The following is an 18,098-nucleotide window of genomic DNA, read 5'->3' as shown; positions in this document are numbered from 1 at the left end:
GTTCAATCCTGTCCTGCATTTGTTGGGAAATGATCAACGCCCGCCCGTGCCAACAGACCTGCAAGCCAGTCCGGCGCAGCCGCGGCAGGTGCCAATGGATCGCGGGGGGATAGGTGATGGCTTAGCGTCAGCTCCGCCAGCTTGCTCCGATCCGCTGCGATCTGCGCGTGGGGGGCGCTCAGGGTTGCCCCCTCCCACGCCATGAAAATCGCGGCGGTGACGTGGTATAGTGCGGTTGCAGCACTGCGAACCTGCGCATCGGTTGCGGATTCCATCAGCGCAACACTGCGATCCAATGCTGTGCGTAACTGATCGGCAAGCGGCGCATCCACATCAACCAAGCATTGGCGCAGATAGTCCGCCAGCGCTGCCAATGCGCCCGTGCGTTGACTGGCCCGCGCAACATCAAGGGCAACGATATTGCTGGTCCCCTCCCAGATCGAGCCGAGATGTGCGTCGCGCAGCACCCGCGCATCCGAGAATTCCTCGATATAGCCACAGCCGCCGCGAACCTCCATCGCGTCGCCTGCAACCTTGCGCGCATCACGGCAGGTACGGAATTTGATCAGCGGGGTCAGGATGCGCAGCACTTTGGCCATTTGTGCATCACCGCCATCGGCCAGTTGCAGAACCTTTGCCGCGTGGAAAACCATGCTGCGGCCTTGCTCCGCTGGCAGTAACATCTTGACCAATTGGCGTTGCATCAGTGGCATATCGGCGAGCGTTTTGCCAAAGGCAGTGCGGTGGCGGGCGATGAACAATGCCTCACTAACGGCATGGCGCATCAGGCCTGCGGATCGCACACCATTAGCCAAGCGGGACATGTTGATCATGTCCGTCATCTGCTTGAACCCCTGCCCCGGATCGCCAACCAGATAGGCCTGCGCGCCCTCCAGCGCGATTTCACCCGAGGCCATGGAACGCGTACCCATCTTGTCCTTTAGCCGCACAATCCGGTAATCGTTGCGCCGCCCATCAGGCAGATGCCGTGGCAGCAGGAACAGTGACAACCCGCGCGTACCATCACCCCCACCCTGCGGTCGAGCCAGCACCATGGCGAGTGCAGCGTCAGGGTTAGAGCAAAACCACTTATCGCCCGACAGCTTCCAGGTATCGCCATCTTGCTCTGCCACAGTCTCAATCGCACCGACATCCGATCCTGCAACCTGCTCCGTCATGAACATCGCGCCCTGAAACAGCTCATCCATGTCCTGCGAGGTCAGGCGATCCACATAGCGTTCGATCAGTTCGGGTGAACCGAATTTGCGAAGGGTGCGGGTCAGGGAATCCGTCATGCTCAACGGGCAACACAGGCCGAATTCGGCCTGCACAAACAGATAGACCAGCGCGTATTTCGCCATCGGGGCCAAAGGGGCGTCCACCCCGAAGACGCCCGCACGATGCGACATGGCGGCCAGCCCGAAATCACCGAATGCGACCTGTTCCAGCGCCTGATAGCTGGGATGTTTGACGACCCGCTCATCCGGGGCGCCGGCACGATTGCGCAGTGATAGCGTCGGCGTATTTTTGTCGGCGGCCAGGGCCAATTCCTCCAACCGGTCCCCGACAAGTTCTCCCATCTGCATCAGTTTAGGCATCACGACGCCCTGCAATGCCGTGGGCAGATACAGCGACAACAGACCCGCAAAGGTTGGGTCCGCGAGGAATGCATTGAGGCCACGACTATCGGGCACGTTACGATAGGTTTGTACGGTCATGTCGGCCTCTCAGTTGGCGAGTGGTGCGTAGCGGGCGTCGAAGGTGACGGTCCCATCCGGTTTTTCCAGCCAGATATGTGCGCCATCCTGCGTGACAGTGACGGGGTGGCCCGCAATCAGGGGCGACAGGCCGCGATATTCGAACCGGATCTGCTCATCCCCATGCGCCATGGCAGCGGCATTCATCAGCAGGGTCGCCTGAATGGGACCGTGCACCACTAGGCCGGAATATCCCTCAACCTCGGTGACATAGGGGAAGTCGTAATGGATGCGATGCCCGTTAAATGTCATCGCTGAATAACGGAACAATGTCACAGCATCCCCGACAAAGGCCCCATCTGGAACGGCGGGAACGGTCACGGGTTGCGGTGGCTCAATCGCACGGGGGGGGCGATAAACGATGTCTTGGCGCTCCTCGACCTTTACCTGATCGCCGACGCGCAATTCATGTTCGACCGTGACGAAAACCAAGGGGCCGCTGCGGCCATCCTTGGGCGTTATCGCCGCGATGCGAGAGCTTCGCGTGACCTGATCCCCCACGTGGATTGGCGCGTGAAAGCTGACGGCGCCACCTGCCCACATGCGGTTTTCCAGCGGAATTGGCGGCAGGAACCCACCGCGCGAGGGATGCCCGTCGGGGCCGACCTCCTCAATCGGCACGGCAGGTGGCGCGAGGCACCAATGCAGGCCCAGCGGTACCCCCGCAGCGCCCGCAAACAGGCGTTGGCCAAAGGTTGCCTGAAACCGTGCGACCAGTCCTGCGGTGACGGTATCTGTCACGCTTTCGGTGCGACCAATCCATGTGTTCAGATGGTCGAAATCGATTTGATCCAGAACGCTCATGATAATGTCCTTTCCCGCTCCAGAATACGGCGTGCTCGGGCCACGACCGGCGCGTCCACCATGGCCCCATCAATGGCCAAGGTCGCACCGTCGCCAGCCGCCGCAACAACCCGCTGCGCCCAGTCCAGATCGGCAGCATTGGGGCGGAATGCGCCGCGTGCAGGTGCTATTTGTTTCGGGTGGATCAAAAGCTTACCAGCGAAACCCATCTCTATTGAATGAGCCGCATCATCGGCAATTATCGCCGCATCATCGGTTGTCGTCGTGACCCCGTCGATTGGTGCGATACGTCCGGCCATGCGCGCGGCCTGCACAATGCGGCTGCGTATGGGCAGCAGTGCAAGTCGCGTATGTGCGCAGCCCATATCCTCCGCAAAATCGATGGAGCCAAAGGCCATCTGATCAGCCTCTGCGGCGATCTCATCAATGGCGGCCAGTCCTGCGACCGTCTCGACCAAGGCAATAACCATGCGCCCTGGGTCCAATGCGGCGCGCAGGTCTGCAATCTGCTGCGCGCTTTCGGTCTTGGGCAAAACAACCCCGTCGAACCCGACGGAGCGGGCAAAGGCAACATCATCGCGATACCATGGGGTTTGCACCGCATTAACCCGCAGGAACAATCGAACCTTCCGATCCACAGGCAGGGCCCGTTCGGGGATGCGGCGCACTGCGACTTTGCTATCGGGGGCGACGGCGTCCTCGAAATCGATGATAACGCTATCCGTTCCCGCAGCACAGGCCTTTGAAAACCGCTCTGGTCGGTCGGCGGGAACGAACAGAGGAAAGGTCAGGCCCTTATGGGCTGCGGGATCGGACATTGTTAACTCCTAGAAACTGCGCGGCATGCCGAGGATATGTTCAGCCACATAGGACAGGATCAGGTTGGTTGAGATCGGTGCGACCTGATACAGACGTGTTTCGCGGAATTTACGCTCCACATCATATTCCTGCGCGAAACCGAACCCGCCAAAGGTCTGCATGGCGGCATTTGCGGCCTCCCATGAGGCATCAGCGGCCAGCATTTTGGCCATATTTGCCTGCGCGCCGGCATCCTGAACCGCGTCAAAGCGGCGGCATGCCTCGAACCGCATCAGGTTAGCGGCCTCAAGATGGGCAAACGCCTTGGCCAACGGGAACTGGATGCCCTGATTTTGACCGATGGGGCGGCCAAATACCTCGCGCTCCGTGGCGTAGCGGGTTGCCTTGTCGATGAACCAATAGCCGTCACCGATACATTCCGCCGCGATCAAGGTGCGTTCCGCGTTCAACCCGTCGAGGATATAGCGAAAGCCCTTGCCCTCCTCACCGATCAGCGTGTCGGCAGGGATTTCGAGGTCATCGAAGAACAGCTCGTTGGTTTCGTGGCCGACCATGTTCGGGATGGGTTTGACCTCCATCCCCTTACCGATCACCTGATCCAGTTCCACGAGGAAGATCGAAAGCCCCTCGGATTTCCGCTTCACATCGGCCAGCGGCGTGGTGCGGGCCAGCAGGATCATCAGGTCTGAATGCTGAATGCGGCTGATCCAGACCTTCTGTCCGTTGATGACGTATTTGTCGCCCTTACGCACGGCGGTTGTTTTTAGTTTGGTCGTGTCGGTGCCGGTAGTCGGCTCAGTCACGGCCATGGATTGCAGGCGTAGTTCGCCGGTTGCAATCTTGGGCAGGTATTTCGCCTTTTGCGCGTCGGAGCCGTGGCGCAGCAGCGTGCCCATATTATACATTTGACCGTGGCAATGACCGGCATTGCCGCCCGCACGGTTGATCTCCTCCATCACGATGGAGGCTTCCGTCAGGCCAAGGCCGGATCCGCCGAATTCCTCGGGGATCATTGCGGCCATCCAGCCTGCCTCGGTCAAGGCGGTGACGAATTCCTCGGGATAGGTTTCATCGGCACCATGCTTGCGGTGATATTCCGGTGGAAATTCGGCGCATAGCGCACGCAAGGCATCGCGCAGGTCTTCGTGATCTTGGGGGGCGCTGGTTTTCACGCGTCTCTCCTGTTCGTTATGGGTCGCGGGGACCGCGCTCAGGTATGAATTTTGGCTTCGGTAAGCGCTTGAACCTCGTCCAGCGTATTGCCTGCTGTCAGTTCAACCAGTTTGAAGCCAGCCGGTGTTATGTCCAGCACGGCAAGGTCGGTATAGACCCGGCTGACCACGCCCAACCCGGTTAGCGGATAGGTGCATTCACGCAGCAACTTGGGGCTGCCATCGCGGTTGATATGCCGCATCATCACGAGGATTGTCGGAACGCCGACCACCAGATCCATCGCGCCACCAACGGCAGGCGGGAATGTGTTGTCCAGCGTGGCCCAATTCGCGATATCTCCGTTTTGCGCAACCTGATAGGCGCCCAGAACAGCGATATCGATATGGCCGCCGCGCATCATGGCAAAGCTGTCAGCATGCTCGAAATAGGCGGCACCGGGGGCTGGCGTGACATAACGCTTACTAGCATCGATCAGCTCCAGATCCTCCTCACCCTCAGCGGGGGTTGGGCCCACGCCGATGATACCGTTTTCGGCGTGATAAATCACCTCGCGCCCCTCGGGCACGTAACCGGAAACATGGGTCGGTTTGCCAATGCCCAAATTCACATAAGACCCGTCAGGGATATCCTGCGCGACCCGTGCGGCCAGTTCGGTATCGGTCAGATTTCTCATGGCCGTACTCCGTATTCAACGACGCTATGAACAAAGATGCCGGGGGTGACCACGCGCTCTGGATCAATGGGTTCATCAGATAAATGCCGAACCTCTGCGATCGAATGGCGCGCCGCGCAGGCCATAACCGGATTAAAATTCCGAGCGGTTGCGTGATAGTTAAGGTTGCCCCACTTATCGCCGTTTTCCGCACGCAGCAGCGCGAAATCGGCGTGTAGCGGGGATTCCATCACATAGCCGCGCCCGTCGATCACGCGGGTTTCCTTACCCTCGGCCAGCAGGGTGCCGTAACCGGTAGGCGTCAAAAACCCGCCGATGCCAGCACCTGCGGCGCGAATACGTTCGGCAAGTGTGCCCTGCGGCACAACCTCCAGCTCGATCTCTCCTGCCTCGTAGCGACGCTCAAACCAGATGGAGCCTGGGGAACGCGGGTAGGAGCAGACCACCTTGGCCAGACGCCCTTCCTTTAGAAGCTTGGCAATGCCGGTTTCCTGTGCACCGGCATTGTTGGAGATGACAGTCAGGCCACGCGCGCCCTGTTCCAGCAGCGCGTCGATCAGACCGAAGGGAATTCCGGAGGACCCGAACCCCCCGATCATGATCACTGAGCCGTCTGTGATCGGTGCGACCGCACTGGCCAAATCTGGCAGTCGTTTATCCATGGTTCGCTCCCATCGTCGCATTACGACGCTTTAGCATCAGGTTGATAGAGATGACGCCGCCCAGAACAACCGCACCTGCGATGCTGGCCGTCAGTGTCGGCACGATGATCAGAATGCCGCCAACTGCCAGAACCAGACGGCTGACGATGCCCACCTGCCCCACTTTGTAAATCCAGCTTTCAAAGGCGGAGGTAATCGCCCACAGCGCAATCGTCGTCAGCGCAACACGCGTTACGATATCGATGGCAGAGCCGTGCATAATCAGCGCCGGATCGTAGACAAAGATGAACGGCAACACGAAGAGCGGCAGACCCAGACGCATAGACCGGAAGCCAGTCTCCATCGGTTTGGACCCAGCCACATTCGCCGCAGTGATTGCAGCCAGCGCAACCGGTGGCGTGATATAGGACAGCATGCCCCAATACAGGATGAACAGGTGGCTTGCGATCGGGTTCAGCCCCGCCTGAACCAAGGCTGGCGCCAACAGGATCGACAGGAAGATATAGCAGGCCGTAACCGTCATCCCCATGCCCAGAACGAAGCTGGTCACAGCACCCGCGATCAGCATCAATGGAATGCTACCACCAGCATAGAGCAGAAGCTCACGACTGAACGCACCGGCAACACCGGTATAGGACAGACCGCCCACGACCAGACCGATACCGGCAAGGATCGCCACCAGCTTACCCACGTTCAGGGCAACATCCAGTATCAGCGCCTTGAACCGCTCATAGGTCATGCGCGTTTCCTTGCGGAAGGACGTCGCGATAATCATCACGATGGATGCGTAATATGGCGAACGCGACTCCAGACGCAGGACCATCAGCACAAAGATCAGCACCGCGAGGCTCAGCAAATAGGGCCAGCCCTTTGCCAGCACCGGCAGCACCTTTGGCGTTTCAGAGCGTGGCAAACCGTGCAGGCCGCGACGTGCTGCGTACATATCCACTTGGAACAGCAACGCGACATAGAACAGGATTGCGGGGATTACCGCTGCAATCACGATGGTGGAATATTGCACGCCCAGAAAGGACGCCATGACGAAGGCAACAGTGCCCATAACCGGCGGCATTAGCGTTGCTCCGGTTGAGGCGCATGCCTCCACCGCCGCCGCATAACTGGCCGGATAGCCCACGCGGCGCATCGTCGGAACGGAAAATGGCGCGGAGGTCAGGATGTTTGAAATCACACTGCCCGATAGCGAGCCAAGAATGCCGGAACCGATCACCGCCACCTTGGCCGGTCCACCGCGACTGTGACCCAGCAGGGCCGAGGCAAGCTCCATGAAAAAGTCGCTGCCCTTGGTAATCACCAGGACCGAACCAAAAATAACGAAGCCGATAACCAGTTCAGCAACTACCTGCATTGGAATGCCGATGATGCTTTCCACACCCAGCACATGCGCGCGAACCGTTTCGATACCTGAAAATTGAGTACCCCACAAAAAGCCCGGCATGTGGCCGGCATAGAGCGGAAATGTTCCGAACAGCAGCGCAGTCGCCAATAGGACGGGGCCACCGGCACGGCGTACGCCCTCCAGCACCAGCACGATCAGAACCGTCGCCATAATGTCGGCGGTTAGCGGCGCGTCATATTCCCAGCCACGCGTGATGATATCGAGGCCGTGCATCCCCAGCCAACCGCCACTGATCAGCGCAGCCGCCGCCAGTAGCAGATTCACCCATGTCAGCTTTCCCTCCAGCTTGCTGGAAATCGGCAAGGCCAGAAAGGTGACAGCCAGAAAAATAGCAATCAGGTAATAAAGATATGAGTTTCCAAGCGGCTGGAAGCCAAACAGGCCCAGCAAAAATTGCTGGTTCACGGCAAGGATGACGCCTAACGCACCCAGCGCCATGACAAGCCACCGCATAGTCCCCTGTGGGCCCGCAGCACTGACCGGGGCGAAGTCGGCCGTATCGGCGCCCGCAATATTTTTATCGGAGTCCATGAAACCGTCCATAATGTACGAATGACTAATCCCCCCGGCGCGTAAAAACGCCGGGGGTTACTGTGGAGCGAGCTCCGATCAGTTCAGTGCGGAGATAACCTCAGCCCGATGCGCCATCCACGCCTCGGAGAAGTCTTCCTCAGCCATGTCGGCATTTTCGGCGTGGAAGGATGCCCATGCATCTGTCAGCGCATTCATGCGAGCCAGACGGCGCTCATTCCATGCGTCGTCTTCCTCGGTCCACACGCCGATTTCGCGCAGGTAGCGGATCGCGCCCTCATGGAAAGGAACGTCAATCGCAGGGCGCCCGGACAGGTCGAGGGACCAGCGGTGCATTGCTGCGGTGCCGTCCTTGTACAGGTCATAGGTTTCGTCCAGCGCCTTGATAAAGGCGTAAACATCGTCCTCGGACTTCTCATCCGTGGTGGTGATTACAGGATAGCGATAGGCCGCCATCAGCGTAATTTCACCCTCGGGCACACCTGCGGCAACGTCCTCCTCGGACGGGCTCATGATGGGCAGAACTTCCAGAAGCTGTTCCCAACCGGCATCATTATCGGCATGCAGCGGTGCGTATTGAATGCCACGGGGGCTTTCGGCCAGTTCGTATAGCTGACTGGTGGTCGGCGTGGTGCAGGTTGCGTCGGACTCGTTGCGTGTCATCGAGGACATGGCGGAGCCGTAGGTCGGGAACATTACGACCTCGACATCATCCAGCGTCAGACCGCCAAATGCGAGGATCGCCTCGCACTTCACGTTCACCGACGGGTTACCTGCGACGAATGCGATGCGCTTGCCGCGTGCATCCTCAACCGTGTTGATACCCGCATCACCAGCGGCAATCAGCGTGATGCCCGCAGGACGGCCTGCAATGGCGCGCAGCTGATGTGGACCCCACTCTGGCGTCGAGAAGTCATATGCGCCCTCACCGAGGAAGAATGCCTCCGTCGCGAGGAAGGCATAATCGGCGCGCCCTTGCAGCAGCGGCTGCAAACGGCCAATGCCGCTGCCCGATGGCTGAATACGTACACGAGTACCGAACTCACGGCCAAATGCATCCGCAATTGCCGATGCCTCGGCATAGCCCGCGGAACCAACATCATAGGATGTCCAAACCATCGTGCCGGGCAATTCCTGCGACATAGCAGGCAGCGCCGCACAGGCCATAAGTGCACCAATAGTTGTGCGCAAAAGTGTCTTTTTCATTGTGTTTCCTCCGAATGGAGAAGGTCCCGACCCACGCATCACCTCGGCCGGATTCTTTGACCGTGTCCAAGATGAAAAGCTGTCCCCCAGCGCCAGATCGGGCTGAAAAGTGAGTTTGCCTTCTCGACACAGACTGTAAGACTGCTATTTATGTTTCAAATGCATTATGGATATATCAGCGATACAATTGGAGCATGAATGGATTTCCGGCAACTTCGCAACTTCATCCAGATCGTTGAGCTGAGCAGCATCACCGCCGCCGCCGACCAATTGAACATCGCGCAGCCCGCGTTGAGCAGGCAGGTAAAGGCGCTGGAATTCGAGCTGGGCGTCCCCCTGCTGCGCCGTCACGGACGCGGCGTTATGCCCACCGAGGAGGGCCTGAAATTGGCCCGCCGCGCCAAGGTTATTCTGGAGGATATCGAGGATCTGACAGGCGAGTTATCGGGCAATAAAACGACCCTTTCAGGCACTCTAACACTTGGCCTGCCGCCCACTGTTGCGGAGGTTCTTGCGACCCACCTAATCGAACATACAATGCAGAATTATCCGGAAGTAAACCTGCGGATTGTATCCAGTTTTAGTGGCCATATTCAGGACTGGTTACTGCGTGGAAAGATTGATCTGGGCGTTGCCTACGAGGGGCAGAAATCACCTTCAATAAAGATGCAACCAATTATTCTTGAACAACTTTTCCTAATACAATCGACCAAGCAAACCGACGCACCAGATGGCATGCCGATCAATGCTGCCGATGCGTTGCGCGAACCGCTGATTCTGCCAAATCCGGAGCACGGATTGCGGGGCCGGTTGGACAGCATCGCGCAGGGCGAGGGCATCGACCTGAACGTTGTTTTGGAGGTCGATATGCTGCCCACCATGCTTGCCTTTGTGCAGCGCGGAATGGGGGCCACGATCCTGCCCCTTGTCAGCGTCATCCAGCAGGTTCGCGCAGGTGAAGTGATCGCCCGTCCGATCGTGCGTCGCACCATTGATCGGACCCTGGTTTTGATGACGCCGCTCAATCGCCCCGGCTCGCGACTGACCTCCGGCTTTTCCGAGTTCCTGACATCCGAGGTTCACCGACTCGCCGCCTCAGGTCAGTGGCCAGGCACGACGCTTTAGCATTCATGCCGAAAATGCATGTCTGAAATATTGATCAGACCCTAGCAGCATGTAATAACCTGATTTAGGCTCTAGAAAAGAGCCATGATAGGTTCGAACAGATGGGGAAAATGATCATGTCCAACGGACCTCTGGATGGCATTCTTGTGGTGTCTATTGAACAGGCTGTCGCCGCACCGTATTGCACATCGCGTCTTGCAGATGCGGGTGCGCGAGTACTCAAGGTTGAACGCCCCGAGGGCGATTTCGCACGGGGCTATGATCAGGCCGCAAATGGCGAAAGCAGCTATTTTATTTGGTTAAATCGCGGCAAAGAATCCGTCACGATCGACCTGAACAATACTGACGACCACGCCCTGTTACTGTCGATGATTGAGGGCGCGGATGTGCTGGTCCAGAACCTGAAGCCCGGCACATTGGAGCGTAAGGGATTGGGCGCTGCGGCAATGCGCGCCCGAAACAAGCGGCTCATCACCTGCGGGATTAGTGGATATGGTGAAACCGGTCCCTATGCGAAACGTAAGGCATATGACCTGTTAATACAGGCCGAAACGGGTTTGTGCTCGATCACCGGCGGGCCGAATGAACCGGCAAGGGTCGGAATTTCAATCGTTGATATTGCCACCGGCGCCGCAGCGCAGGCCGCAATTCTGGAGGCACTGATCGCGCGTAGCGTGACCGGTCAGGGCAGTGATATCCACATCTCCATGTTCGACGTGATCGCGGATTGGCTGGCCGTTCCCTATCTGCACGCTGCCGCAGGAAATACGCCCAAGCGGATTGGCTTGGCGCATCCCAGCATCTCACCCTATGGGGTGTTTACCACGAGTGATGGACAGGATTTACTGATCTCGATCCAGAACAATCGTGAATGGGAATTGTTTGCAACCGGAGTGTTGGACGCGCCGGAGCTGGTGTCTGATCCTGCCTTTGCCACTAATAATGCGCGAGTCGAAAATCGTGCACAGGTTGATGGCACCGTGGCGCAGGCAGTTGGACAGCGCAGCAATGCGGAGATGGCAAAACTCTTGCAAGCCGCCAATATCGCCTTTGCAGGCGTAAATGACATGAACGGGCTGCTATCCCACCCGCATCTGCATACTTCGCAGGTCGCGACGCCGACCGGCTCCGTCGTATCGCTGCCCGCCCCGCCCGCGCTGATTGATGGCGTACGTCGCGTGGTGAAATCGCAGATGCCCGCTCTTGGCGCGCAGGATGCCGCGATCCGTGCGGAGTTCGCACCCACCTCAAATCAAACCACTCAGCATCAGGCCGGTTAGCATTGCAAACCAGATCAGTAGGATCGTCAGGCAGTACATGCCATTCCAGATCAGGCCGATCCGCCAGACCGGACGCTCGATAATGCCGGAACACAGGATGATCGTGGTGATAAAGGGCGACAGCCCGATCACCGCGGTCCATCCGCCGGTAATGGCCAACGCGATTGCCGTGTTACTCAGCCCCGGCACTGCCAGTTGCGACACGATTGCCCCCATAACGGATGCGGTCACAATCGGGTTGATGCCCAGCATTGCGAAAAACACGATCGATAGGGACAGCCCCAGCGCCAGCGATATCGGCCCCAATCCAAGATCCGCAATATACATGCGCAAAACGTCAACGGGGATCAGCGCCAACAGCATCACTGACAGGAAACCAGCAGCAGCGAATACGCCAATTTCCCCTGCGGAGTTGGGCAAGCGGTTGACCGTGGTGGCTAGCGCCTGACGGATTGCCGAAATGGGCGCGGAACGCCTGCTGCCAGCGGCCCATAGCAACGCATATGTTGGCACGACGAGGATCAAACCCTGCTGAAAGCTAAGCGGCGTAACTTCATGCAGAATAAAGACCGACGCGCCCAGCACTACGACATGCACCAGCAGGATTACCGCCCCCTTCCATGCGCCAACCGGTGGACTGGGCCGTGCGGTGGCGGTGGTGCCCAGCCGCCAACGCTCAATCTGATCATAGCCCCAGCCGACCGCAACAAAGACCAGCGACATGGCAAAACCTAGCGGGCCGAACTCCACATAGCTAATGCCCGGCAGCGTGATCAGGATCGCATTCGTCGCAAAGCCAAGCGGCGACCAGAGCGAGATCATCCCGAACCCGCGCACAATGGCCAGCGACATCCGCTTCAGCTTCACCTCACGCAGCTCAGGCGATAGCTGCATGCTCGCCTCGCTTTTCATGGCGCGAGTGGCCATGTCCAGCAACAGGGCGAGGCCCCCGAAATTGATCAAAACGCCAAACAGGTGCCCGCCTGTGTTCAGCGCGATATAGCGACGCGAGGCCGGTTGACCGGTTAGAAAGGCACCTGCCTGCGCGACCTCCGGCGCCATTGATGCGGCGGAACGTAACGTGCCCAGAACCGCAATCAACGCAGACAGAAACAGCATCCGCCCGAGAGCCTCTAATAGAACAGCCCCCTCAACGCCCTGCTGCACCGCCACAGCGAGGATGCCGACAGATAGCAATACCGGCACCCAAGTTCCGACACCGAACCGCCGCCAGCCCAGCACCAAAAACAGCGCCAGTGCGCATGATGCGCCCAGGATCAACCAATCCGAGGTCACGAAAACCAGCAAGATTGCGGAGATCATGACAACAGACATCAGGCCCCGACGGATTAATGTCAGGGTTGTTGGCGCAGCTTCGGCGACGGTCGTATCAGGCATTTGTCCTCGCGACGGGTTAACGGCCCAGATAGGTCGGTGTGCGCTTTTCAAAGAAAGCCGCGCGGCCCTCGGCTGCATCAGCACTGTTGAGCAGAATCGGCTGCAAGGCACGCTCGTAATCCAGCGCAGCATCAACATCCCGCGCGAACCAGTCGTTGATGAAGTGGCGTGGCAATGGCGCGCCTGCGGCCTCGACCAACGCGATTTTACAGGCGGTTTCCAGTGCGGTTCCGGTTTCGGCCAGCTCATCAATGATGCCGGTGCTAAGGGCCTCCGCCGCATCAACGGGGCGGTTGGTCATGATGATCCGCCGTGCGCGCCCTGCCCCGATGCGGGCTGGCAATGTGGCGAGCAGGCCCATATCGGGGATCAGACCTACCTTGGTAAAGCTGGCGATGAATTTCGCATCCTGCGCCGCCACCACCGTTGGGCACGCCAGCGCCAGTGCGAAACCGCCGCCAGCGGCCCATCCCTCAACCGCGGAAACCAGCGGCTTTGAGAAGCGGACCATCCGCGTGACCATATCCTTGACCGTGCCAAACCGCTCACGCTGTTCTGCCACGGACCGGTCCCGCTGATCGCGAATATCGCCACCGACGGAGAAGTGCCCGCCCGCGCCGGTTAGCACCACGCCCTTCACCGCGTCGTCGCCCTCCGCCTGTGATAGCGCCGCCACGATTGCCTTGCGCGCCTCATGGCCCACGGGATTGCGCCGATCCGGCATATCCAGCGTGATGATCATCAGGCCGTCATCGCGCAGTTCTGTCGAAACACTCATTTCAAATCCTCACGAAAGCGGAAAATACCGTTACCGATGGCGACCTTATCCCGCTGCACCACATGCATGCGGAACGAGCCGTCATCCCAAATCTCAGTGCGCAATGTCTCACCCGGGAAAACATGCGCGGTAAAGCGCCCGTCCAGCGATCCAAATCGGGTCGCGTCGTAATCACATAGCACCGCCAGCAACGCATGTGCCGCACAGCCAAAACTGCAAAGCCCGTGCAGGATGGGCCGTTCGAACCCTGCCTTTTGCGCAACCCTAGGGTCCAGATGCAACGGATTTGTGTCGCCATTCCAACGGTATAGCAGCGCTTGCTCAGGACGGGTTTGCGTCTGGAACACATGGTCGGGTTCGGTATCGGGCAATTGATGCGGCACCTTGGCCGGACCGGTCGGGCCGCCAAAACCACCATCGCCCCGCAGGAAGGTCGTGCCGCGACATGTGGCCAGTAGGTCGCCGCTGGCCGCATCATGAATTGCCTTTTCGGAATAGAGCAACGTGCCCTTGCCCTCGCCCTTATCAATCAGGCCGACGACCCGCGTTTTGGCGCGAATTGTCCCCTCGGCAGGTAGGGGCTTGTGGATCGTCATCCCCTGCTCACCATGCACCAGACGCAATGCATCCACGCCGGTATCGGGGTTGCCCAGCCAAAATCCGGGATGACCCAGCACGTTGGCCATTGCAGGCATCGCGCGGATATCGCCCTGCACACCGCCGACATAGGGCAGTTGTTGCAGGTCCATAGGGTCCTGCCCCATGCCGATTGACAGGCCGTATTGCGCGACATCCCGTTCGCCATAACTCTGCACAACCTCTGGAATGTCGTACCCCATCAGGTGGTCATAATTGATCGCCATGTCAGAGCTCCTTCACTTCGATAACCGCGTCCAGCGCATAGGCGCCTTGCGGCAGGGCAAGCACGGGGTTCAAATCGACCGAGGTCAAACGCTCCCCCGCGCCAGCGGCAAAGATCGACAGGCGTGACAGCATTTCCGCCAGTGCATCCATGTCCACGGGGGCCTGCCCGCGCGCGCCCTTTAGAATGGCCGCGCCACGGATGGAGGAGATCATTTCGTGCGCCGCCACCGTATCAAACGGGCATTCGCGCACTGCCACATCGTTCAGCAGCTCCACGAAAATGCCGCCCAGACCGAACACCGCCATCGGGCCAAAGGCCGGATCGCGATTGATCCCCATCAGGCATTCCACACCACCGCTAAGCTGTTTTGCCACGAGGATACCGCTGATATGCGCGTCCGGCGCATGTCGAGACGCAGCACCTAGAATCTCCGCATAGGCCAAGCGCACGGCCCCTTCATCGTCCAGATTCAGCTTCACTGCGCCGATATCGGATTTGTGCAGAATGTCCGGCGACAGGATTTTCATCACCACCGGATAGCCAAAGCTGTCAGCGGCGGCGACCGCGTCCTCGATGCTTTGCACGGCTTGCTCCGGCGCGGACAGGATGCCCGATTGCGCCAGGATTTCCTTGGCCGTCGCCTCATCCGGTGTGTGGTCCGGCAGGGTCAATGGCGTGACGTCTGGTGCTGTCACGTTAACCGCATCCCGCATCGAGCAAATTGCATGAATTGCACGGGTCGCACGGCAGGGATCGTTGAAAATCAGGATGCCCTGATCGTCATAACTACGCAGCACCTCCGGCGCGCCTAGGGCAACAAAGGCAATGATTCTATCGGGATAGGCGGCGCGCAAAGGTGTCATCGCCTGCATGATCGTATCGGACATCGCGGGACTGCCCGCCACATAGGTAAAGAAGCACAGCACCGCGCCATAGCCACCATCCTGCAATGCCGCGCGGGTAAACACCTCCAGCAAGGATGGATCGTTCAGCGCCTGCGCCGTACAATCCAGCGGGTTAACGGGGGAGCCATAGGGCAGTACCTCGTTCAAGTGTGCCTGCGCCTCATCTGGCATGGGCGGCATTGGGAAACCGATCCGTTCCGCCTCATCACTGATGACGATCCCTGCACCACCGCTGACGGTAATTACGCCAAGGGAGTTTTGTTTCGGGAAAATCTTCTTGGACGCGACATAGGCGATATCCAGCATGGTTTCTGGATCCCGCACGATGATCGCGCCATGGGCCGTCAGCACGGCATCAGCGACAACTGCATCACCGGTTAGCGAGGCCGTATGCGACGCAGCCGCAGCCGCGCCCACAACCGAACGACCGGATTTCAGCGCGATCACAGGCTTACCCGCCGCACGCGCCGCATCCAGCGCCCGCAGCAAGGCAGGCGCGTCGTTCACCGCCTCCATATATGTGCAAATCACGTCCGTTGCGTCGTTCTGCGCCATCCATGCAATCGCATCAGCGACAGTGATATCCGCCTCGTTGCCCGTGGTCATCAGGATGGATGAACCCAGCCCGCGATCCCGCGCCAAAGCGCCCAGATGCGCACCGAATGCACCGGATTGGCTGGCAATGCCGATATTCCCTGCCAGCGGAAAACCCGTATCCAATGACGACGAGAACGAGCCGTAATAGCCGATATCGACGTTATAAACGCCCAACGTATTCGGCCCCAGCAATCGCATTCCATAGGAACCGGCGAGGGCGACCAGTTCACGTTGTGCTGCCTCACCCTCCGCGCCCATCTCCGCGAAACCGGCGGAAAACAGCGTGGCGGCTTTGCATCCCTTACGGCCCAGTGCCTCAATCGTTTGGGGCACCAGCTTGGCCGGAACCGCAATCAGGGCAGCATCTGGCGCCATGGGCAGGTCATCAACACTGGCATAGCAGGCAAGCCCCTGAACACTGTCACGTTTCGGGTTCACCGGCAGGATATCTCCCTTATATCCTGCCTTTAGCATTGCCGCGATGGGGCGCCCGCCGATGCGTGTCACATCTTCGGATGCGCCGATAATCGCAACGGAACGCGGTGCGAGCAGCCCGTCTACATGGCCTAGATCGGTCACAGCGTGGCCTCCGACCCCAGAATAGCCGTGCACTGACTGGACAAGGTGCCGCCATTGCCGTGGCACAGGGCAAGGTTGCAATCCGCGATCTGACGTGCGCCAGCAGTGCCGCGAATTTGCTCCACCGCCTCCGCAATCAGGAACAGGCCGTACATGCCCGGATGCACACAGGACAGGCCGCCACCATTGGTGTTTACCGCCAGCTCCCCGCCCGGTGCGATGCGGCCATCCTCGACAAAACGTCCGCCCTCGCCCTTGGGGCAGAAGCCCAAATCCTCAAGGAACAGGATCGTGTTGATCGTAAATGCATCATACAGCATCGCCAGATCCAGATCGCCGAGCTTGATACCCGCCATTTCCAGCGCACGTGGTCCGCTATCCGCAGCGGCAGTCGTGGTCAGGTCAGGCATTTCCACGATGGAACGGTGATAGTTCGCAGCACCTGCGCCCATGAAGTAAACCGGTTTTGCATGCAGATCCTTTGCACGGTCCGCACGGGTCAGGATAACCGCCGCCGCGCCGTCCGTTACCAGACAGCAATCCGCCTTGGTCAATGGGTCGGAGATCATGCGTGCTGACAGGACCTCATCCTTGGTCAACGGGCCACGGGCGAAGGCATCGGGGTTCAGGTTCGCCCAGCCCCGCGCAGCCAACGCAACATCGGCCAATTGTTCGCGCGTCGTGCCATATTGGTGCATGTGACGGCTGGCCGCCAAACCATATGCCGTGATCGGGTGGCGTGGCTTATAGGGAGTCTCGTGCCATTGCGGCTCGCTCATCGAAACAAGCCGCCCGCCCGCCGTGCGCTGGTTCGAGCCGTAGCAGACCAGCGCGACGTCGCACAAACCTGCCTCAAGCGCCATGGTTGCCTGCAACAGGTGCAGCTCGAAACTGGAGCCGCCAACATTGGTGCCATCAAAGAATTTCGGCTTTAGTCCCAGATATTCAACAACACTCATCGTTGGAAAAGCGTGCGAGCTGGTCGCCGCGAAAACCGCATCAACGTCCTGCAATTTCAAACCAGCATCCGCAACAGCCGCAACAGCCGCCTGCCCCAACAGTTCCATCGCTGAGAAGCCGTGCGCCTCGCCAATGCCAGCGGTTGCCATGCCTACGATTGCGGATTTTCCGCGCATACTGTTACCGCTCATGCTGCATCTCCTTCGGCCAGATCGAACACTACGCGTGGGGCGTCGCCGTCATTTTCAATTCGTGCGATCAGGCGCGTGCCGATCGGGGCGGTTTCAACATTGGGTAGCGTGGACATCATCCGCGCGCCCTCATCCAGATCGACCAGCGCGACATTGGTGGAACCGGACCGGCCCCGATTAACGGTGATTGCGTGCAGGGTTGCGCCGCCGCCGACCTCAACCCAATCCAGATCAGTGGCGCCGGTTGGGGTTGTCACGCGGGGATAGAAAACGAACTCACCGGTGCTGGCCGCGCGCTGGATCATAAAGCGGCCCTGCGCGAGGAATTCTTCGTAGGTGGCCTGTGGCCCTTTGATGTCAGAGTTTGTCATGGTGTCC

The 18,098-nt window shown here is 59.3% G+C and carries 16 protein-coding genes; 2 read left to right on the top strand and 14 right to left on the bottom strand.

Going from position 1 to position 18,098, the window contains the following annotated elements; translation table 11 throughout:
• Nucleotides 1-2: 2 nt before the first annotated feature.
• The 8 genes from CR254_RS11060 to CR254_RS11025 all read right to left on the bottom strand — a co-directional run bounded on the left by CR254_RS11060 (nucleotide 3) and on the right by CR254_RS11025 (nucleotide 9,042).
• Nucleotides 3-1,718: an acyl-CoA dehydrogenase family protein gene (locus CR254_RS11060; protein WP_097929947.1), complete on the bottom strand. Its 1,716-nt coding sequence runs from the start codon at nucleotides 1,716-1,718 to the stop codon at nucleotides 3-5.
• A gap of 9 nt (nucleotides 1,719-1,727) precedes the next feature.
• Nucleotides 1,728-2,561 (bottom strand): HTD2 family dehydratase, encoded by an 834-nt coding sequence (locus CR254_RS11055; protein ID WP_097929945.1) that lies wholly within the window; start codon nucleotides 2,559-2,561, stop codon nucleotides 1,728-1,730.
• The gene (locus CR254_RS11050) at nucleotides 2,558-3,379 is read right to left on the bottom strand and encodes an HpcH/HpaI aldolase/citrate lyase family protein (RefSeq protein WP_097929943.1); all 822 of its coding nucleotides are present in this window, start codon (nucleotides 3,377-3,379) and stop codon (nucleotides 2,558-2,560) included. The genes CR254_RS11055 and CR254_RS11050 overlap by 4 nt, the downstream gene beginning before the upstream one ends.
• Before the next feature lie 9 nt (nucleotides 3,380-3,388).
• Nucleotides 3,389-4,552 (bottom strand): acyl-CoA dehydrogenase family protein, encoded by a 1,164-nt coding sequence (locus tag CR254_RS11045; RefSeq protein ID WP_097929941.1) that lies wholly within the window; start codon nucleotides 4,550-4,552, stop codon nucleotides 3,389-3,391.
• A gap of 38 nt (nucleotides 4,553-4,590) precedes the next feature.
• Nucleotides 4,591-5,226 carry a 3-oxoacid CoA-transferase subunit B gene (locus CR254_RS11040; protein WP_097929939.1) on the bottom strand — a complete coding sequence of 212 codons (636 nt, stop codon included), beginning with the start codon at nucleotides 5,224-5,226 and terminating at the stop codon, nucleotides 4,591-4,593.
• Complete coding sequence (locus CR254_RS11035) at nucleotides 5,223-5,888, bottom strand: 3-oxoacid CoA-transferase subunit A (protein WP_097929937.1); 666 nt, start codon at nucleotides 5,886-5,888, stop codon at nucleotides 5,223-5,225. Before CR254_RS11035 ends, CR254_RS11040 begins: the two co-directional genes overlap by 4 nt.
• Entirely contained in the window at nucleotides 5,881-7,836 is a 1,956-nt protein-coding gene (locus CR254_RS11030) for a TRAP transporter permease (protein WP_219618004.1), read from the bottom strand. The genes CR254_RS11035 and CR254_RS11030 overlap by 8 nt, the downstream gene beginning before the upstream one ends.
• Nucleotides 7,837-7,914: 78 nt before the next feature.
• A complete protein-coding gene (locus CR254_RS11025) occupies nucleotides 7,915-9,042 on the bottom strand; it encodes a TAXI family TRAP transporter solute-binding subunit (protein ID WP_097929935.1) in 1,128 nt (375 codons plus the stop codon).
• Between the two features lie 198 nt (nucleotides 9,043-9,240).
• On the opposite strand from CR254_RS11025, the gene CR254_RS11020 reads away from it, so the two are divergent.
• Both CR254_RS11020 and CR254_RS11015 read left to right on the top strand, forming a co-directional pair.
• Nucleotides 9,241-10,167, top strand: a complete 927-nt coding sequence (locus tag CR254_RS11020; protein ID WP_097929933.1) for a LysR family transcriptional regulator — start codon at nucleotides 9,241-9,243, stop codon at nucleotides 10,165-10,167.
• Between the two features lie 116 nt (nucleotides 10,168-10,283).
• Nucleotides 10,284-11,447: a CaiB/BaiF CoA transferase family protein gene (locus CR254_RS11015; protein WP_097930300.1), complete on the top strand. Its 1,164-nt coding sequence runs from the start codon at nucleotides 10,284-10,286 to the stop codon at nucleotides 11,445-11,447.
• Here CR254_RS11015 and CR254_RS11010 read toward each other — a convergent pair.
• The 6 genes from CR254_RS11010 to CR254_RS10985 are packed head-to-tail and all read right to left on the bottom strand — an operon-like array spanning nucleotide 11,415 to nucleotide 18,091.
• On the bottom strand, nucleotides 11,415-12,845 hold the full coding sequence (locus tag CR254_RS11010; RefSeq protein ID WP_097929931.1) for a hypothetical protein: 1,431 nt from the start codon (nucleotides 12,843-12,845) through the stop codon (nucleotides 11,415-11,417). The two genes, CR254_RS11015 and CR254_RS11010, sit on opposite strands and share 33 nt — an antisense overlap.
• A 16-nt stretch (nucleotides 12,846-12,861) precedes the next feature.
• On the bottom strand, nucleotides 12,862-13,623 hold the full coding sequence (locus CR254_RS11005; RefSeq protein WP_097929929.1) for an enoyl-CoA hydratase/isomerase family protein: 762 nt from the start codon (nucleotides 13,621-13,623) through the stop codon (nucleotides 12,862-12,864).
• Entirely contained in the window at nucleotides 13,620-14,486 is an 867-nt protein-coding gene (locus CR254_RS11000; RefSeq protein WP_097929927.1) for a MaoC/PaaZ C-terminal domain-containing protein, read from the bottom strand. The genes CR254_RS11005 and CR254_RS11000 overlap by 4 nt, the downstream gene beginning before the upstream one ends.
• Before the next feature lies 1 nt (nucleotide 14,487).
• Nucleotides 14,488-16,569: an acetate--CoA ligase family protein gene (locus CR254_RS10995; protein ID WP_097929926.1), complete on the bottom strand. Its 2,082-nt coding sequence runs from the start codon at nucleotides 16,567-16,569 to the stop codon at nucleotides 14,488-14,490.
• A complete protein-coding gene (locus CR254_RS10990; RefSeq protein ID WP_097929924.1) occupies nucleotides 16,566-17,720 on the bottom strand; it encodes a thiolase family protein in 1,155 nt (384 codons plus the stop codon). The genes CR254_RS10995 and CR254_RS10990 overlap by 4 nt, the downstream gene beginning before the upstream one ends.
• A complete protein-coding gene (locus CR254_RS10985; protein ID WP_097929922.1) occupies nucleotides 17,717-18,091 on the bottom strand; it encodes a Zn-ribbon domain-containing OB-fold protein in 375 nt (124 codons plus the stop codon). Before CR254_RS10985 ends, CR254_RS10990 begins: the two co-directional genes overlap by 4 nt.
• Nucleotides 18,092-18,098: the final 7 nt, after the last annotated feature.

The organism is Pontivivens marinum (assembly GCF_900231835.1).
Lineage (GTDB): Bacteria > Pseudomonadota > Alphaproteobacteria > Rhodobacterales > Rhodobacteraceae > Pontivivens > Pontivivens marinum.
This window is presented reverse-complemented; position numbering and strand designations above follow the sequence as displayed.

Bases quoted from the DNA above. Each gene is read 5' to 3' on its own strand.
- CR254_RS11020 (WP_097929933.1), top strand. From the start codon at position 9,241: ATGGATTTCCGGCAACTTCGCAACTTCATCCAGATCGTTGAGCTGAGC.
- CR254_RS11050 (WP_097929943.1), bottom strand. From the start codon at position 3,379: ATGTCCGATCCCGCAGCCCATAAGGGCCTGACCTTTCCTCTGTTCGTT.
- CR254_RS11055 (WP_097929945.1), bottom strand. From the start codon at position 2,561: ATGAGCGTTCTGGATCAAATCGATTTCGACCATCTGAACACATGGATT.
- CR254_RS11030 (WP_219618004.1), bottom strand. From the start codon at position 7,836: ATGGACTCCGATAAAAATATTGCGGGCGCCGATACGGCCGACTTCGCC.
- CR254_RS11060 (WP_097929947.1), bottom strand. From the start codon at position 1,718: ATGACCGTACAAACCTATCGTAACGTGCCCGATAGTCGTGGCCTCAAT.
- CR254_RS11010 (WP_097929931.1), bottom strand. From the start codon at position 12,845: ATGCCTGATACGACCGTCGCCGAAGCTGCGCCAACAACCCTGACATTA.
- CR254_RS11000 (WP_097929927.1), bottom strand. From the start codon at position 14,486: ATGGCGATCAATTATGACCACCTGATGGGGTACGACATTCCAGAGGTT.
- CR254_RS11035 (WP_097929937.1), bottom strand. From the start codon at position 5,888: ATGGATAAACGACTGCCAGATTTGGCCAGTGCGGTCGCACCGATCACA.
- CR254_RS11025 (WP_097929935.1), bottom strand. From the start codon at position 9,042: ATGAAAAAGACACTTTTGCGCACAACTATTGGTGCACTTATGGCCTGT.
- CR254_RS10990 (WP_097929924.1), bottom strand. From the start codon at position 17,720: ATGAGCGGTAACAGTATGCGCGGAAAATCCGCAATCGTAGGCATGGCA.
- CR254_RS11005 (WP_097929929.1), bottom strand. From the start codon at position 13,623: ATGAGTGTTTCGACAGAACTGCGCGATGACGGCCTGATGATCATCACG.
- CR254_RS10985 (WP_097929922.1), bottom strand. From the start codon at position 18,091: ATGACAAACTCTGACATCAAAGGGCCACAGGCCACCTACGAAGAATTC.
- CR254_RS11015 (WP_097930300.1), top strand. From the start codon at position 10,284: ATGTCCAACGGACCTCTGGATGGCATTCTTGTGGTGTCTATTGAACAG.
- CR254_RS11040 (WP_097929939.1), bottom strand. From the start codon at position 5,226: ATGAGAAATCTGACCGATACCGAACTGGCCGCACGGGTCGCGCAGGAT.